The sequence below is a fragment of the Martinezella hainanensis genome, from assembly GCF_900094555.1.
GTDB classification, from domain to species: Bacteria; Pseudomonadota; Alphaproteobacteria; order Rhizobiales; family Rhizobiaceae; genus Rhizobium; species Rhizobium hainanense.
The window spans coordinates 43,127-58,015 of the sequence record NZ_FMAC01000005.1; the positions used below are offsets into that span (position 1 = coordinate 43,127).

Annotated in this window: 14 protein-coding genes; 4 read left to right on the forward strand and 10 right to left on the reverse strand. The window is 60.8% G+C overall.

The features are described 5' to 3' along the window. Nucleotides 1–17: 17 nt before the first annotated feature. The 5 genes from GA0061100_RS16875 to GA0061100_RS16895 are packed head-to-tail and all read right to left on the reverse strand — an operon-like array spanning nucleotide 18 to nucleotide 3,630. Complete coding sequence (locus GA0061100_RS16875) at nucleotides 18–812, reverse strand: amino acid ABC transporter ATP-binding protein (protein ID WP_075853871.1); 795 nt, start codon at nucleotides 810–812, stop codon at nucleotides 18–20. After that, entirely contained in the window at nucleotides 809–1,465 is a 657-nt protein-coding gene (locus GA0061100_RS16880) for an amino acid ABC transporter permease (protein ID WP_075853872.1), read from the reverse strand. Before GA0061100_RS16880 ends, GA0061100_RS16875 begins: the two co-directional genes overlap by 4 nt. Next, nucleotides 1,465–2,178 (reverse strand): aspartate/glutamate racemase family protein, encoded by a 714-nt coding sequence (locus GA0061100_RS16885; protein ID WP_075853873.1) that lies wholly within the window; start codon nucleotides 2,176–2,178, stop codon nucleotides 1,465–1,467. The genes GA0061100_RS16880 and GA0061100_RS16885 overlap by 1 nt, the downstream gene beginning before the upstream one ends. Before the next feature lie 11 nt (nucleotides 2,179–2,189). Continuing rightward, the gene (locus GA0061100_RS16890) at nucleotides 2,190–3,023 is read right to left on the reverse strand and encodes a transporter substrate-binding domain-containing protein (protein WP_075853874.1); all 834 of its coding nucleotides are present in this window, start codon (nucleotides 3,021–3,023) and stop codon (nucleotides 2,190–2,192) included. 28 nt (nucleotides 3,024–3,051) lie between these two features. After that, nucleotides 3,052–3,630, reverse strand: a complete 579-nt coding sequence (locus GA0061100_RS16895) for an Lrp/AsnC family transcriptional regulator (RefSeq protein ID WP_244557862.1) — start codon at nucleotides 3,628–3,630, stop codon at nucleotides 3,052–3,054. On the opposite strand from GA0061100_RS16895, the gene GA0061100_RS16900 reads away from it, so the two are divergent. Beyond that, a complete protein-coding gene (locus tag GA0061100_RS16900; protein ID WP_075853875.1) occupies nucleotides 3,629–4,558 on the forward strand; it encodes a LysR substrate-binding domain-containing protein in 930 nt (309 codons plus the stop codon). The genes GA0061100_RS16895 and GA0061100_RS16900 overlap by 2 nt on opposite strands. Here GA0061100_RS16900 and GA0061100_RS16905 read toward each other — a convergent pair. Together GA0061100_RS16905 and GA0061100_RS16910 are read right to left on the reverse strand one after the other, a co-directional pair. Then, nucleotides 4,549–6,300: a thiamine pyrophosphate-binding protein gene (locus GA0061100_RS16905; protein WP_075853876.1), complete on the reverse strand. Its 1,752-nt coding sequence runs from the start codon at nucleotides 6,298–6,300 to the stop codon at nucleotides 4,549–4,551. The genes GA0061100_RS16900 and GA0061100_RS16905 overlap by 10 nt on opposite strands. 315 nt (nucleotides 6,301–6,615) lie before the next feature. Further along, entirely contained in the window at nucleotides 6,616–7,698 is a 1,083-nt protein-coding gene (locus tag GA0061100_RS16910; RefSeq protein ID WP_075853877.1) for a LacI family DNA-binding transcriptional regulator, read from the reverse strand. Between the two features lie 186 nt (nucleotides 7,699–7,884). Between GA0061100_RS16910 and GA0061100_RS16915 the strand changes: the two genes are divergently transcribed. The 3 genes from GA0061100_RS16915 (at nucleotide 7,885) to GA0061100_RS16925 (ending at nucleotide 11,503) form a co-directional block, all read left to right on the forward strand. Continuing rightward, on the forward strand, nucleotides 7,885–8,712 hold the full coding sequence (locus GA0061100_RS16915) for an ABC transporter substrate-binding protein (RefSeq protein ID WP_075853878.1): 828 nt from the start codon (nucleotides 7,885–7,887) through the stop codon (nucleotides 8,710–8,712). 67 nt (nucleotides 8,713–8,779) lie between these two features. Further along, nucleotides 8,780–10,306 carry an amino acid ABC transporter permease/ATP-binding protein gene (locus GA0061100_RS35400; RefSeq protein WP_075853879.1) on the forward strand — a complete coding sequence of 509 codons (1,527 nt, stop codon included), beginning with the start codon at nucleotides 8,780–8,782 and terminating at the stop codon, nucleotides 10,304–10,306. A gap of 51 nt (nucleotides 10,307–10,357) precedes the next feature. Next, nucleotides 10,358–11,503 (forward strand): NAD(P)/FAD-dependent oxidoreductase, encoded by a 1,146-nt coding sequence (locus tag GA0061100_RS16925; protein WP_342195794.1) that lies wholly within the window; start codon nucleotides 10,358–10,360, stop codon nucleotides 11,501–11,503. Between the two features lie 187 nt (nucleotides 11,504–11,690). Here GA0061100_RS16925 and GA0061100_RS16930 read toward each other — a convergent pair whose 3' ends face one another. Genes GA0061100_RS16930 through GA0061100_RS16940 form a run of 3 tightly spaced genes read right to left on the reverse strand, consistent with a single transcriptional unit; the run spans nucleotide 11,691 to nucleotide 14,883 of the window. Then, nucleotides 11,691–13,013: an NAD(P)/FAD-dependent oxidoreductase gene (locus GA0061100_RS16930; RefSeq protein ID WP_075853881.1), complete on the reverse strand. Its 1,323-nt coding sequence runs from the start codon at nucleotides 13,011–13,013 to the stop codon at nucleotides 11,691–11,693. Nucleotides 13,014–13,022: 9 nt separating this feature from the next. Continuing rightward, nucleotides 13,023–13,922, reverse strand: coding sequence for an ABC transporter permease (locus GA0061100_RS16935; RefSeq protein ID WP_075853882.1), 900 nt, complete (start codon nucleotides 13,920–13,922; stop codon nucleotides 13,023–13,025). A gap of 10 nt (nucleotides 13,923–13,932) precedes the next feature. Beyond that, nucleotides 13,933–14,883 carry an ABC transporter permease gene (locus GA0061100_RS16940; protein ID WP_075853883.1) on the reverse strand — a complete coding sequence of 317 codons (951 nt, stop codon included), beginning with the start codon at nucleotides 14,881–14,883 and terminating at the stop codon, nucleotides 13,933–13,935. Nucleotides 14,884–14,889: the final 6 nt, after the last annotated feature.

Below are 14,889 nucleotides of genomic sequence, written 5' to 3' on the forward strand. Positions count from 1 at the left end.
GCCGTTTCGTCCTGCTCTCAGGAAAGTCCGCCATGGAAATGGCTGAGGAATTCCCGCGTTCTTGGCTCGCGAGGTTCGTTGATGACTTGGCGCGCATCGCCGGACTCGACGACGAAGCCGTCCTGCATGAAGATGACCGTATCGGCGACATCGCGGGCAAAGGCCATCTCATGGGTGACGAGGATCATCGTCATGCCTTGCTCGGCGAGTTGACGGATGACGGCCAGAACCTCGCCGACCAGTGCCGGATCGAGGGCAGAGGTGGCCTCATCGAACAGCATGACTTCCGGTTTCATGGCGAGCGCCCGCGCGATTGCTACACGCTGCTTCTGTCCACCCGACAGTTGCTCCGGACGGGCATCGGCTTTCGCGACCAGGCCGACCTTGGCGAGAAGCTCCATCGCGACGCTCCGCGCGGAATTCCTGTCCTGTTTCAACACGCTCACCGGACCGACCATCACATTGTCGATGACGCTCATATGCGGGAATAGATTGAAGTTCTGAAACACCATCCCTGTATTGGCACGGAAGGCCGCCAGATCCCGGTCGCGCATGGTGACCCGGCCTGCGGAAAAATCCATCCGCCTTCCGCCGATGGTGATGCAGCCGGCATCCGGCAATGACAGCAAATTGAGGCTGCGCAACAGGGTCGATTTTCCCGAACCGCTTGGCCCGATCATCGCCACCACATGACCGCGTGGGACGGAAAGGTTGATGTCCTTCAAGACGTCGAGAGGACCGAAGGATTTCTTCAGGCCTACGACCTCGATCATCGGTTCCTTGTCGCCCGTTCTCTCCAATTTGCTGTTCATGCCTTGCGACCCTCCAGCCAGTGCGCCAGGCGTGTCATGGGGAACAGGACCGCCAGATAGACGAATGCAATCAAAGTGTAGGTTTCGAGCGGCCGATAGGTGGCAGACGTCACGAGCTGACCTTGGTAGAGCAGGTCGGGCACGGCGAGCACGGAGAGAAGCGAGGTGTTCTTGAGCTGCAGGACAGACTGGTTGACCAGCGGCGGCACCATGCGGCGCAACGCCTGCGGCAAGATGATCTTTGCCATCAACTGGCCCCGACGCATGCCGATCGCACGGCCGGCATCCCATTGCCCGGCATCGATCGAGATGATGCCGCCCCGAATGATCTCGGCATAGAACGCGGCGCCGTACATGGTCAGCGTGATGAAGGCCGCCATCGCTGGCGAGATCTGGATTCCGACCAACATGGGCAGGGCATAGTAACACCAGACCAGCTGCACGAGGACAGGCGTACAGCGGAACAGTTCCACGATCGTCATGATCGGAACGGTGACGATTTTCAAACCCGAAAGTCGGGCAAGAGCAAAGACCGTGCCGACGACGATTCCGGAGACGATGGTCAGAACGGTGAAGCCGACCGTATAGCCCAAGCCTTGAAGAAACAGGCCGCGGTACTGCCAAAGGCTGGAGAAGTCCCATTGATATTGCATCACAGCGCGCTTTGTTCGGCCCGGTGGAAGGTCCGGGGAGAGGTTGAGGTGAAAAGCCACTCGCCAAGCGTCAGGATGTCGAAGACGGGGAGATCGAGGGCAGCCGAAATCGCCCGCGCAAAGGGTGGCATGTTGGTGCATTCCAGCACGATGGCGCCAACGAACGGATGCTCGGCAACAAGCTTTCGGGCAGCATCGATCACTTCGGCCTCCAAGGCTTTATGATCATATGCGGCAGAGCCTTCGATGAGCGCGTGAAATGCCCCGCCGGCGGGCACGCCGCGCACGGGCACGGATGGATCGGCCCCGCAGGCTTCGAACACTTGCGGACCGAGGCTGGCAGCATCATAGGTTATCACACCGGGACGCAGACCTGCTCCGAGCGCCATTTCGACCATGGGCAACTGCATGAGGCTGGAGGCGGCGACCGGAACACCCAGCGCCTCGGCCAGTTTTCGCTGGTGTCGCGCCATGAAGCCGCAAGACGTGATAATCGCGCTGCAGCCCTCCGAGATCAGCTCCCGTCCGGCGGCGATGAAATCGTCGACGAGACCCTCGCCGCCCGCACGGACGACGAGGGAAACGGAAGCACCACGCACCTGGCGGAACTTGACGGGAAAGCGCCATGACCCAGCATGGCCGACATCGCCAGGCGGGCGTTCGAACGTCGTATCCAGCATGATGATGCCCAAGGCACCTGAAGTGACGGACATGGTCGAGCCTGTCAGAAGGTCAGGTTTGCAGGCAGTGCGGCCTTGTCGACGCCGACGAGCGCGAGGCTATCGACAATCCAGCTTGAGACCTTGCCTTGCCCGCGGCGTTCCGCGAGCCAGGCATCGACATAGTCGCGGAATTCGCCATTCGGATCGCGCCGCACGCCGATCGTGGTCGGCTGGCTTCCGTGAGGGTCCGGAATGATGAGCTTGACGTTTGGTGAAAGGTGTTTCGTCGTCACGACGGCAAGGAGCGCGACCTGGATGATGGCATCCGCACGGCCCGACTGAAGCGCCAGAATGGTCTCATCGGCAGATTTGAGCGCGACCAGTGTGCAGTTCGGCAGGTTCTTGCGGGCGAAGTTGTCCTGCGTCGAGCCGAGATCGACGGCCACCCGCATCTCCGGCTTGTTCATCTCTTCCCACTTCGTCACTCCCAGATCCTTTCGGGCGACGAGCGTGAAGGTATTGTCCATCAGCGCCTTGGTGAAGTCGACAACCTTGGCGCGCTCCGGACTGTTGCTGAGCCCGAACATGATGTCGATCTTATTGCTTTGCAGATCGATCACGGAGTTGCCCCAGGTCGTTTCGACCAATTCCAGCTTGACGCCGATATATTGCGCGAGGTCGTGTCCCATCGCGACACAGAAACCTTCCCAGTCTCCGGTTGCGAGGTTCTTGTGATAGTAAGGCTCGGTGCCTGCAAACACGCCGATCCGCAGCGCGCCGCGTGCCCGGATCGCTTCGAGTGTTGGACCTTCGGTCGCTGCAAGAAGTGCGGAAGGGGGAAGGAGTGCGGCGGCGCCTGCGAGCAGCATTGCCTTTCCGAAGTCACGTCTGTTCATGGTCGTATCCCAGTTGATTGTTCGTTCCCTATTGCGCCTTGCGGGCGATCAATGCGTTTTCGCGATTGATTTTATTGGAAAGCACGACCGAATAGGTCACGCTTTCGATTTCTTCGATCCGGGCAAGCTCTTCGATGAGTGCTTCCAGATCTTCCAAAAAATTGACGTTCACACGGCAGAGAATGTTGGCCGGGCCGCTGATTGCATCGGCGGTCGAGATCTCGGGATAGCCGCGCAATAGTGCAAACAGCCTTTGCGTAGCGCGCAAGGCGGTGGTGATGAAGATATAGGCTGAAACGCTTTGATCGATCTCGCGGCGACCCACGATCGCGCGATAGCCAAGGATGACGCCGCGACGTTCCAGCCGCTCGATACGCTCCTGGACACTTGAGCGCGCGAGGCCGACACGTCGAGCCAATTCACTGGCCGTCATACGTGCGTTTTCCTCCAGCATGCTGAGCAGATTGCGATCAATGCTGTCGCCGTAGTCCATGTCGTTCCCACTTTCTTTTGCGGGAAGACTGGGGCCAAACTTTCCCAAAGAAAAGCATTGAAAAATGGGTTCTTCATGACTTTTATTCATGTTGATCAACAGGAGCTTCGTCATGCGTCGTTTTCTCCCATCCTTGAGCGCCCTGCATGCATTCGATGCATCCGTGCGTCACCTGAGCTTTACCAAGGCTGCCGAGGACATGGGGATCACGCAAAGCGGCATCAGCCGGCAGATAAAAAACCTTGAGGATTTTCTTGGCCTTACCCTGTTCGAGCGAGCCGGCCCGAAACTGATCCTGACGGAGGAGGGCGCGCGTTATTATGATGAGATTTCGCGCCTCCTCGACAAGCTGGAAGATGTCTCCATCGATGCCGTCCGAGGTCGAAAGGCGCAGAGCATGCTGAAGATCGGCTTTCCGCCGACATTGATGCGGCGCTGGGGCGCGGCGATGCTGACTGCCTTTGCAACCGCGCATCCTCAAACATGGTTCGAGGTATATCCCTGCCGCCACGACCTCGATTTCGCGGCATCCGAGCTGGATCTTGCGTTTGTGCGTGGTACAGGCAATTGGAGCGGCGCACGCAGCCAGTTGCTCTTCGACGAGGAGTTGATCGTGGTTGGCGCGCCGAAACTAGTGCCGTTGCAAGGCTTGCCAAGCGACGAGGCTCTGCTGGAATATCCGCTGATTCAGAATTCCAGTCGCCCGAGCCTGTGGCTGCATTGGCTGCGAGGGGCGGGCGTGCACTACAAGAGCCGTATCTACGGTCCGCGCTTGCCGAACTTCGATATGATCCTCGAATGCGCCATCGGCGGCATGGGGCTGGCAGTCGTTCCCGAGCTCCATGTGCGCACCGAACTGGCCGCGGGGATTCTGAAGCCCGCTCTAAACAGGCTTCAGACGTCGGGCGAGGGTTTTTATCTCTGTTTCCCGCAGGCACGGATGAACTCGGCCAATGTGCGAATCTTCCGCGATTGGTTCGCCACCGAATTCACCCGCCGGCGGCAATTCTTGCCCCCGGCGTTTCCTTTAGATCAAAAATAGGCCTTCTCTACCGGCTGCAGTTCGAGAGGGTCTTCTCCCCGTTTCAACAGCCAGGAATAGACCGGAGGTACCCGGTCTGCGATGGATTCGACATGCACGTCGATGAAGCACGGCCCGTCGTCGTAGGCAAAGGCGGCTGCGAGCGCGCCATCGAGTTCCGAAGCCGTTTTGGCTGTCCACGCCTTGAGACCATATGCCTCCGCGATTGCCTGACCGCGGGGTGCCAGAAAATCCACGCCAAAGCACTGATTGTGGCCCTTGAGCCGGTGGAGGCCCTTGATCCAGCCGAACGTCCCATTGTTGAAGAGGAGAAGGATCGCCGGCACTTGCAAGCGCACCAGCGTTTCCAGTTCGCCGACCGTCATGCCGAACGATCCGTCACCGAAAAGACCGATCGGCCTCTTGGACGGATCGGCTCGCCAGGCTCCGACTGTGGCGGGAAGCGCCGAACCGAGGCCACCAAAGGCACGTGGTATGGCAAAGCGGGTCTCGCGGTCATTGATTTTGAGGAAGCGCGTCATGTAGGGGGTCGGCGTTCCGGCGTCGGAGTAGATAAGTGCAGGTCTGCCGGAAGATTGCAGGGCCTGATTGAAAGCGCGCACGGCGCGCTCGGGTCGCAGTGGAACGCGTTCGTCGGAAAGCGCCTCCTCCGCATGCTCCCAAAAGATTTGCCGGCGCCGGTTGAGTTCTCTGATCCAGGTTTCGTGCCGGGAGGGCTCGATGGCCGCTCTCAACTGCAGCAACTCCTTGAGGACCAGCAGGGCATCTCCCTGAATGGACAGCAGATTCTCATAGTTGTTTGCCATGATCTCGGGCGAGATGTCGATTTGGGCCAGCCGCCTGTTGAGGGTGATCCGCGGGAAGGTCCAGCCGATGGTGACGACCGAGCCAATGCGCGAGCCCACGAACAGCGTGAAATCGGAATGTTCAAGCGCCCAGTTCGCATGGGGATGATATCCGTTGTCGCCGATGACGCCGATTGCGAGACGATGGTCGTCGTCGATGGCGCCCTGGCCGGTCATCGTCGTGCACATCGGCACGTTGAATTTCTCGGCAAGCCGCGTGATCTCGTCGCCCGCGCGGCCGCGGTTGACTCCACCCCCTGCCACGATCAGCGGCCGCTCGGCCCTGGAAAGGAGCTCCAGCAGCTCTTCGAGTTTCGCGCGCGGCGGCAGCGTCGGATAGGCCGGGAACGTTCGGCATTCCTCCTCGACATGCAGGGATATCCGCGTCAGGTCTACCTCGGCCAGCAGCATGTCCTCGGGAATCTGCAGATGCACGGCGCCGGGTTTGCCGGAGCAGGCGACACGAAAGGCGCGGCGGATGATTTCGGGCAGTTTCTCCGGCGTCTTCACCTGCACGGACAGCTTCGTGACTGGTTCGAACAGTTTCGCGCAGTCCAATTCCGTCAGGACGCCGCGTCCTTCGCCCGGCAATGGAATGTCGATGGTCAGGAGGATTACCGGCACCGACGATCCGTTCGATTCCGCGACCGGCGGCAATGAATACATCGCGCCTGCGCCCGACGGGCATTCGAACACGCCAGGCTTGTTGGTAAACCGCCCGTAAGCGTCCGCCATGAAGCCGGCAGAGCGCTCATCGCGGGCCATCACATGCCGTATTTCGCCTTCCCGGTGCTGGAGCGCTTCATAGAGCGGCACGTTGGTGTCCCCGGGGACACCAAAGATCGTGTCAACTCCGTATCCAATGAGCATATCTACCAGAATATCCGCACCGCGCATTCGTTTCTCCCGTGTCTCGCTGCGATGATCAGGATAATGGAGCGGAGGTTTGCCGGGGACCGGCAAATCGGCGGCTTGAAGTGGCGCTAGCCGTCGATCTGCCGGCCCGATCCCTGAGTTCGCATGGGGCATAGTGAGCCAAGCGCGTTGCAATCATGAAGCTGTTAAGCAAGGGAAGTGCTATGAAAACATCCGCTATGGTGAGATTGCGGCTGCGGTGATCCTAAGTGCCCATCCTTTTTGGTTCTATTTCCGCGTCCCGCTCAGCCTGTGCGTGATCGAGGACATCCGCCCCGCGGCTTACGATGCGAGGCGTTATTGATCGTTGCTGCGAGATGGTGAGGCGACCGATCCGCGCTTGATCAGCCCTGTTTTGATGACAGTTCGCTCGACAGGCAAATCCTTGCCGTTCAGCCGCGAGATCAGACGCTCGGCCGCCTTCTTGCCCATCTCGTAGACAGGCTGGTCGACGACGGTAATCGGCGGTGTCGTGACGGTCGTCCAGTCCGCATCCAGGAAGGAGATCATCGATATATCGCGCGGTATGGACAATCCCAGTGTCTGCAAGGTCTTGAAGATCCTAAGCCCGACGAGACTGTCCGACGCGATGAGGGCGGTCGGAGGGGCCGCATCCTGCAGCAGGCTCTTGACGACACCATCTGTCTTTGGCTGATCGGTTGCGCCGAGCCGCACGTAATAGCGCGCTTTCGCAATGCCAGCATCAGCCTGTTCCTTCAGCACGCCCTCAACGCGCTCCCGAACCGCAGAATTGGAAATGCTGCGGCTGTCATCGAGGAATTCGCTTTCGGTATCCATCGCCGATATATAGGCAATCCGTCTATGTCCCGTGTCGAGAAGATGGCGGGTTGCAATCATGGCTGCGTCGAGGTCATCGCCGGTCACGGCGTCGACGCCGAGTGCTGGAATGTTCCGGTCAAAGAGAACGAGAGGCACGCCGACGCGGCGTATGTCCTGAAGATGCTCCATCCGGTCGCAGCGCGCCGGCGTCACGATCAGTCCATCGACGCGCTTTCCGATCAGCAGGTCGACCGCTGACTTTTCCGCATCGAGTTCCTCGCCCGAATTGGCGATGATGACGTTGAAACCGGCCATGCGCGCGACGTCGCTGATCCCTCTGACGGCAAGGCTGAAAAAGGCGTTTTCGATATCGCCGACCACGACGCCGATGATGCCGGATTTGCCCGTTGTCATGCTGCGGGCGAGTTCGTTCGGCCGGTATTCGAGTGCCGCAGCAGCGGCAAGCACCTGCTCGCGAACCTTGTCGCTGACGACGCCATAGCCGCCGAGCACGCGGGCAGCCGTGGCCTTCGAGACATTGGCTGCCCTGGCAACATCGGCGACTGTAACGGAGCGTTTCGGGGTGAGGGGCTCTTCCATTCGATGACGATTACAAGAGTTGTTGACGGACGGTCAATCTGAAGTTAACAAATAGCATTGAGACCGGTCTCTTTTTGCATGATACCGGTCTCTTGTCCAGATAATCTCTTGCCGATATGTGGTCGGGGAAATCGGACGCGCATGCACGAATGCCGATAAGAGCATCCTTCAGAGCGGAGAACGAACATGAAATTATTCAGCATTTTCTCGGCCATCGCCGCGCCGTTGCGCGCCGGCGCGCTGGCCTATCTCGTTGCGGCAAGCGTCGGCCCGGCGGTCGCCGCCGACAATCCCTACAATCTGATCGATCCGAGCGTCATCAGCGTCGGCACGATGGGAGATTCCAAGCCCTACACCTTCACGACGGCCGATGGTCAATTCACCGGCTTCGATATCGAACTCTTCCTGAATGTTGTTTCCCGCATGGGTTTCCCCAAGGACAAGGTGACGTTCACCGGTCAGGAGTTTTCGGCCCTGCTGCCGTCGGTCGCCAACCAGCGCTTCGACGTCGCCGTAGCCGCAATCGGAACGACCGACGCACGCAAGAAGACGGTCGATTTCTCCGACGGCTATCTCGCCGGCTACCTGTCGGTTCTGACATCGGATACCTCGATCAAGGATGCAACCGGCCTCAAGGGCAAACGCCTCGGCGTCGTCCAGGGCACCTTGCAGGAGATCTATGCCACGAAGAACTTCGCCGGCACCGATCTCGTCAAATTTCCGGACAACAATTCTGCCGTTGCGGCGCTGAACAACGGCACCATCGACGCACATTTCCTCGATTATGAGGCAGCCAAACAATATGGCGAGCGCTATCCCGCGCTGAAGATCGCGGTGAATATTCCGTCCTTCGACGCGCCTGCAGGCTTCGTCATCCACAAGGGCAACGACGCCTTCCGCCTGGCGCTCAACAAGGCGCTGCACGAAGCCATGCAGGACGGCACCTGGAAGACGCTCTATGAGAAGTGGTTCCCCGGTTCGCCGATGCCTGACCAATATCTTCCCAAGAAGTAAGGCCGCGCCGCCGTCCGGTTGCCGGGCGGCGGCATTTCGCTGCCTGGTGAATTTCATGGGGAATTGAATGGATTGGCTTGAAAACCTCCGTCGCAGCTTCCTGGATTGGGATGCGATGGCCGAAGTCCTGCCGAGCATGATTACGGTCGGACTGAAGAACACACTCATCCTGGCGGCAGCCTCCACCGTGCTCGGCGTCGTCATCGGCATGGTATTGGCCGTCATGGGCATCTCGCAGTCACGTTGGCTGCGTCTGCCGGCGCGCATCTATACCGATATCTTTCGCGGCCTGCCGGCAATCGTGACGATCCTCATCATCGGCCAGGGCTTTGCCCGCATCGGCCGCGAGATCTTTGGTCCGTCGCCCTTTCCGCTCGGGATCATCGCGCTCAGCCTGATCGCAGGCGCCTATATCGGCGAGATCTTTCGATCGGGCATTCAAAGCGTCGAGAGAGGTCAGATGGAGGCCTGCCGCGCGCTCAGTATGAGCTATGGGCAGGGGATGCGGCTGATCGTCATCCCGCAAGGGGTCCGGCGCGTCCTGCCGGCGCTCGTCAACCAGTTCATCGGCAACGTCAAGGATTCGAGCCTTGTCTATTTTCTGGGGCTGCTGGCCTCCGAGCGTGAGATCTTCCGCGTCGGTCAGGATCAAGCGGTGGTTACAGGCAATCTCTCGCCTTTGCTGTTGGCCGGTGTCTTCTATCTGGTGATCACCGTGCCGCTGACGCATCTCGTCAACTATATCGACGCGCGTCTGCGTCTTGGGCGTCAGGGTCGCGGTTCCGGCGCTACGAGCGGTCTTGTCGAGGTCGGCGAATTGGAAGCGGCTTCAGGCGCGCAGACGCCGCGGGATACTGCGCCACGCTTCAAGGGTGGCGCCGTCAGTATCCGTGATCTCAGCATGTCCTATGGTGATCTCGAAGTACTGAAGGGCATCGATCTCGATATAGCGAGAGGCACGGTGACCTGCGTCATCGGGCCATCCGGCTCGGGTAAATCGACGCTGCTGCGGTGCCTGAACCGGCTGGTGGAGCCGAAGCGCGGCGCCATCGAGCTCGATGGCGAAAGCATCCTGTCCATGAAACCGGAAAGTCTGCGTCGCCGCGTCGGCATGGTGTTCCAGCATTTCAATCTTTTTCCGGATCACACGGCGCTTGAAAACGTCATGCTGTCGCTGACGAAGATCAAGGGGATGCCGAAGGGCGAGGCGCGGCGGATTGCCGAGACCCGCCTTGCGGAAGTGGGGCTTGCCGGGCGCAAGGATCACCGCCCCGCCGGTCTTTCCGGCGGCCAGCAGCAGCGCGTCGCCATCGCCCGCGCTCTTGCCATGGATCCGGAAGTCGTCCTCTTCGATGAGGTCACGAGCGCACTCGATCCGGAGCTGGTGAAGGGGGTTCTCGACCTGATGGCCAGTCTCGGGCGCCAGGGCATGACCATGGCGGTCGTTACCCACGAGATGGGGTTTGCTCGCAGGGTCGCTGACCAGGTCGTCTTCATGGATGAAGGCCGCATCGTTGAAGCCGGCCCACCGCAACAGATCTTCGACAATCCACAAAGCGAGCGGCTGAAACGCTTCCTCGCCGAGGTGCTCTGACAAACAGGGCCGGCGAGAATTAAGACGGCCCTTCGATCGCAACATTCCCTACTGACAAGGTTTTCCAACATGCATGCTCCCACTCGTCCTTCGAAAGTCGTTGTTGTCGGCGGCGGTATCTTCGGGGTTTCCTGTGCCGTTCATCTGGCGCGGCTTGGCGTTCAGACAACGCTGATCAACGACGGCCCGCTGGCAAATGGCGCATCGGGCCGCTCGCTCGCCTGGCTCAATTCTGCGAGGCGCCGCTCCGATGCCTATCATCGGTTGCGTCTGGCCGGCATCGACCGCTATCGCACACTTTCCGCCAGATATCCTGATGCGGCATGGCTGCGTTTTGACGGTGGCCTGACCTGGGATGCCGACGAAGCCGATAACGACATCGCCGCCGTCTTCGATTACGAGCGTGATCTTGGCTATCACGCGCAATTGCTGACGCCGGGTGAGATTGCGAAAGTGACGCCGGGCGTCGACCCCCGTTCTGTGACGCGGCAGGGTGCCATCTTCAATCCGGGCGAGGGCTGGGTCGATCTGCCATCCCTGATCGGCATCCTTGCCGAGGAGTTCCGGTCTTTGGGCGGCGAAATCGTCACCGATGCCGGCCGGGCGGCTGTCAAGGTAGAGGATGGTCGCGCCCGCGGCGTCACGACTGCGAGTGGCGCCCGTTGGGCGGCCGATGCTGTCTTGCTGGCGGCCGGCGGCGAGGTGCCGGCAATCGTTGCGGAAGCCGGCCCGCACATCGGCGACGATACGCCGATCGCGCTTCTCGTTCGGACGAAACCAATCAAGCATCCGCTGAAGGCCGTGCTGAATACGCCGCGCGTTGCCATCCGCCCGACCCCTGAGGGTGCCTTTGCGCTGGATTCAGCCTGGTCGGAAGAAGAGGTCATCGTAAAGGCCGATGGCAGCTACGAAATCAAGCCTTCGACACTCGAAGGGTTGCTGCAGGAAGCCTCGAAGGTGCTGGAAGGAAATCCGAAGCTCGAAATCGGCGACTATGGCGTCGGTCCCAAGCCCATCCCTGGCGACGGCGAGCCGGTTTTCGGCGAATTGCAGACGATCCCGGGCTATTTCGTTGCATTCAGCCATAGCGGCGCCACTCTTGGCCTGATCGCCGGCGAACTGCTCGCCGACGAGATCGCTACTGGCAAGCGTCATCCGCTTCTGGCCGCCTTCCGACCGGAACGCTTCGCCAGATAGTTTGATCGGAAAGGCAACCGACACGTCCAAGGGTGTCCGTGAAGGCGAACAATCGATCTTCACGGCCAAGCCGTTGCAGCTTGCCGACGTTCAGGCCGGGCGGCAGATCGACATGATCGAAGATGTTGCAATCTCGCCGGGGCATCGACCCCCTGCCTTCTCCCAATACCGAGGATGTGGGTGGTGGTCAGGCATGCGGCGGCAGGGGCGCGCGGGCCAGCTTCGTCTTTATCCAATCCGAAATACGATAATAGCGCAGCGTAAGCTTCGGACCGTAATTCATATAGAAAGGGGCCGCCGAAAGCGGCTCCAGCTTCAGCGACAGATCCTTTTCCGGTACGCCGCTGGCCCATTCCGACAGGATGCCGCCGAGCATGCTGCCCGTCGGCACGCCGCGGCCGGACAGGCCAGTCAGCGCCACGACGCCCGGTGCCAGGTCGTAGAGGCGGGGAATGGTGCGGTATTGCATGTCCAGCTCGCCAAACCAGAAATATTCCCAGCGGATCTCCTGTTTGATCTGCGGATGCAGCCATTTGAGCCGGTCGCTCATGACCTGTCGCGTATAATCCATGTCGCGGCCGCGCCGTCCCATCGGGAACATGGACGCGACGATCCGACCTTCGGCATTGTATTTGTAGACATAGATATCGCCACGCCCATCATGGATGGTGGTGTTGCGCGGCAGCACCGACAGTCGCTCGTCGTCGGAAAGCGGCTGGGTAGCGGCGACGAAGACCCTCTGGATCTTGAAGGTCTGGTCCAGTTTCGGCCAGCCGCCGACGGTGTAGGCGCCTGTCGCGAAGATCACCTTGTCGGCGATGACCTTCCCCTTCGGCGTGCTGATCGCCCAGCCACCCGCCTCGCGCTCGCATCCGATCACCGGCGAGTTGGTGTGAATGACGCCGCCTTCCTGGAGGACTGCGCGCGCAAGGCCCCGGGAATAGCCAAGGGGATTGAGATGCCCCGCCTCCTCATGCAGCCAGCCGCCGTGGAAGCGCGGGCTGCCGGTGATCGCGGCAACCTCGTCCCTGCCGATGGCCCGGGTTTTGGCGCCGACGGCGTTGTAGGTGCGAACCTTCTCCTCGATCGTCTTCATCAGGCCGGGGTAGAGCGCGCCCATGACATAGCCGTTCTGCTGCCATTCGCATTGGATCTGGTACTGCCGGATCATGCTGGAGACCCGGTCGTTGGCACGCGTCTGCCGGGCGATCAACCGTTCCGCCCAGGGCTCGCCCAGCATGGAGCGCAGTTCCGGCAGGCTGTAATGGGTGAAGGTTGGGGTGCAGTGCCCGGCATTGCGGCCAGAGCCGCCGAAGCCGACTTCCTCTTTTTCGAGCAGCACGACGCTTGTGCCGCTCTTCGCAAGCTCGAGAGCGGTGGTCAGTCCCGTATAGCCGCCGCCAACGATGCAGACATCGGCTTTGATCGTGCCCTGCAGCTCCGCGGTCGCGGGTGCAGGGGCGGCAGTGGCATACCACAGGGTTGTTTTGAACGGCGAGAATTTCGTCATCCCACATCCTCAGTGCAGATCGCTGCGGGCATCGAGCGCATCGCGCAGGCCGTCGCCGATGAAGTTGAAGCTGGTGACGGCGAGGGTGATGGCGACGCCCGGGACGATGGCCAGCCATGGTGCGCTGGCGAGGTATTGTTGGGCGCCGTTCAGCATATTGCCCCAGCTCGGGAGTGGTGGCTGGATGCCGTAGCCGAGGAAGCTGACATAGGCTTCAAGCAGGATGGCGCGGGCGACCGTCAGCGTGGCGGCGACGATGATCGGGCCGATGGCGTTCGGCAGCAATTCGCGAAACATGATCCATCTGTTGGTGAGGCCGAGCATGCGCGCGGCGAGCACGAAATCGCGTTCGCGCAGCGATCGCACCTCCGCCTCGACGATGCGAGCGGTCTCCATCCAGCTCGTCACCGCGATGATGACGGTGATCATGAAAGGGCTCGGCTTGATGAAGGCGGCCAGCGTCAGCAGCAGGAAGATGCTGGGAAAGGACAGAAAGGCATCGACGAAGCGCATCAGCAATATCCCGATGCGCCCGCCATAATAGCCGGCGACAACGCCGATCACCGTGCCGATCAAGGTGCTGAGCACCATCGCGAAGAAGCCGACGAGCAGCGAAATCCGGCCCGCCATGAACAGGCGCACGGCAACGTCGCGTCCGAGCGGGTCGGTGCCGAAAATATGGTAGCCGGCCGTGAAGGGCGGCGCGAAACGGGCGCGCAGGTCGATATAGAGCTCGTCATAGGGAAGTAGCGACGGCCCGAGCAGGCATGCAAGGACAATGAGCGTGATCATGGCCACGCCGAGGAGTGCGAGCCTGTGGCGGACGAAACGGCGCAAGGTGCGATTTTGCCACCAGCGCGAATGGGCGAATACTGATTGCGAAAGGGTTGCGGGGGAGGAGGAAGACATGGCGTTTCTCCTAACCAAGCCGGACGCGCGGATCGACGAAGGCGACGAGCAGATCCGCAAGCAGATTGCCGATCAGCACGAAGATTGCCGAAAACATCAGCAGGCCCATGACGACCGGGTAGTCGCTGTAGCCGAGGCTGTCGAGGAAAAGCCGCCCCATGCCCGGCCAGGTGAAGACGGTTTCCGCCACCAGAGCACCGCCGAGAATGGTCGGCAATTGCAGGCCGGCAAGCGTGATCATCGGCAATAGCGCGTTGCCGACGACATGGCGCATCAGGACGCGCCGGGGCGAGAGGCCCTTGGCCTTGGCGGTGCGCACGAAATCCTGGTTGATGACCTCGAGCGTGGCGGTGCGCATGTAGCGGCTCCAGACCGCGATGTTGACAAGCGCAAGCACGAGGCTCGGCATGATCAGATGGATCGCATAGTCACCGAGCGAGCCGTTGCCGACCGTGTACATGTTGCCGGCCGGCAGCCATTTCAGCTTCAGCGAGAAGATATAGATGGCGACGAGACCGAACCAGAAGGTCGGTATCGACAGCGCCACCATGGCGCCGACGGTGGCGCTGTAATCAAAGATCGAATAGCGGCGGGTGGCTCCCTTGATGCCGATCCAGGTGCCGATCGCGATCGAGATCACCATCGATGTGCCCATCAGCAGCAGCGTGGCGAAGAGATGGCTGAAAATGATCGACAGCACTGGCTGGTTGTCACGATAGGAGCGACCCCAGTCGCCCATCAGCAGGTGTCTCAGCCAGTCGAGATATTGGATTGGCAGCGGCCGGTCGAGGCCCATCTGGGCCGCGATCCTGTCGAGTGCTTCCTTGGTCATGCCTGGCGTCAGCGTATATTGCGACAGCGGACCGCCGGGAGCGAGGGTCAGGACAGCAAAGCCGATCATCGATACGAGGAGCAGCAGCACCAGGCTCTGCCACAGGCGGCTCAGGAGATAGCGCAACATGGCATT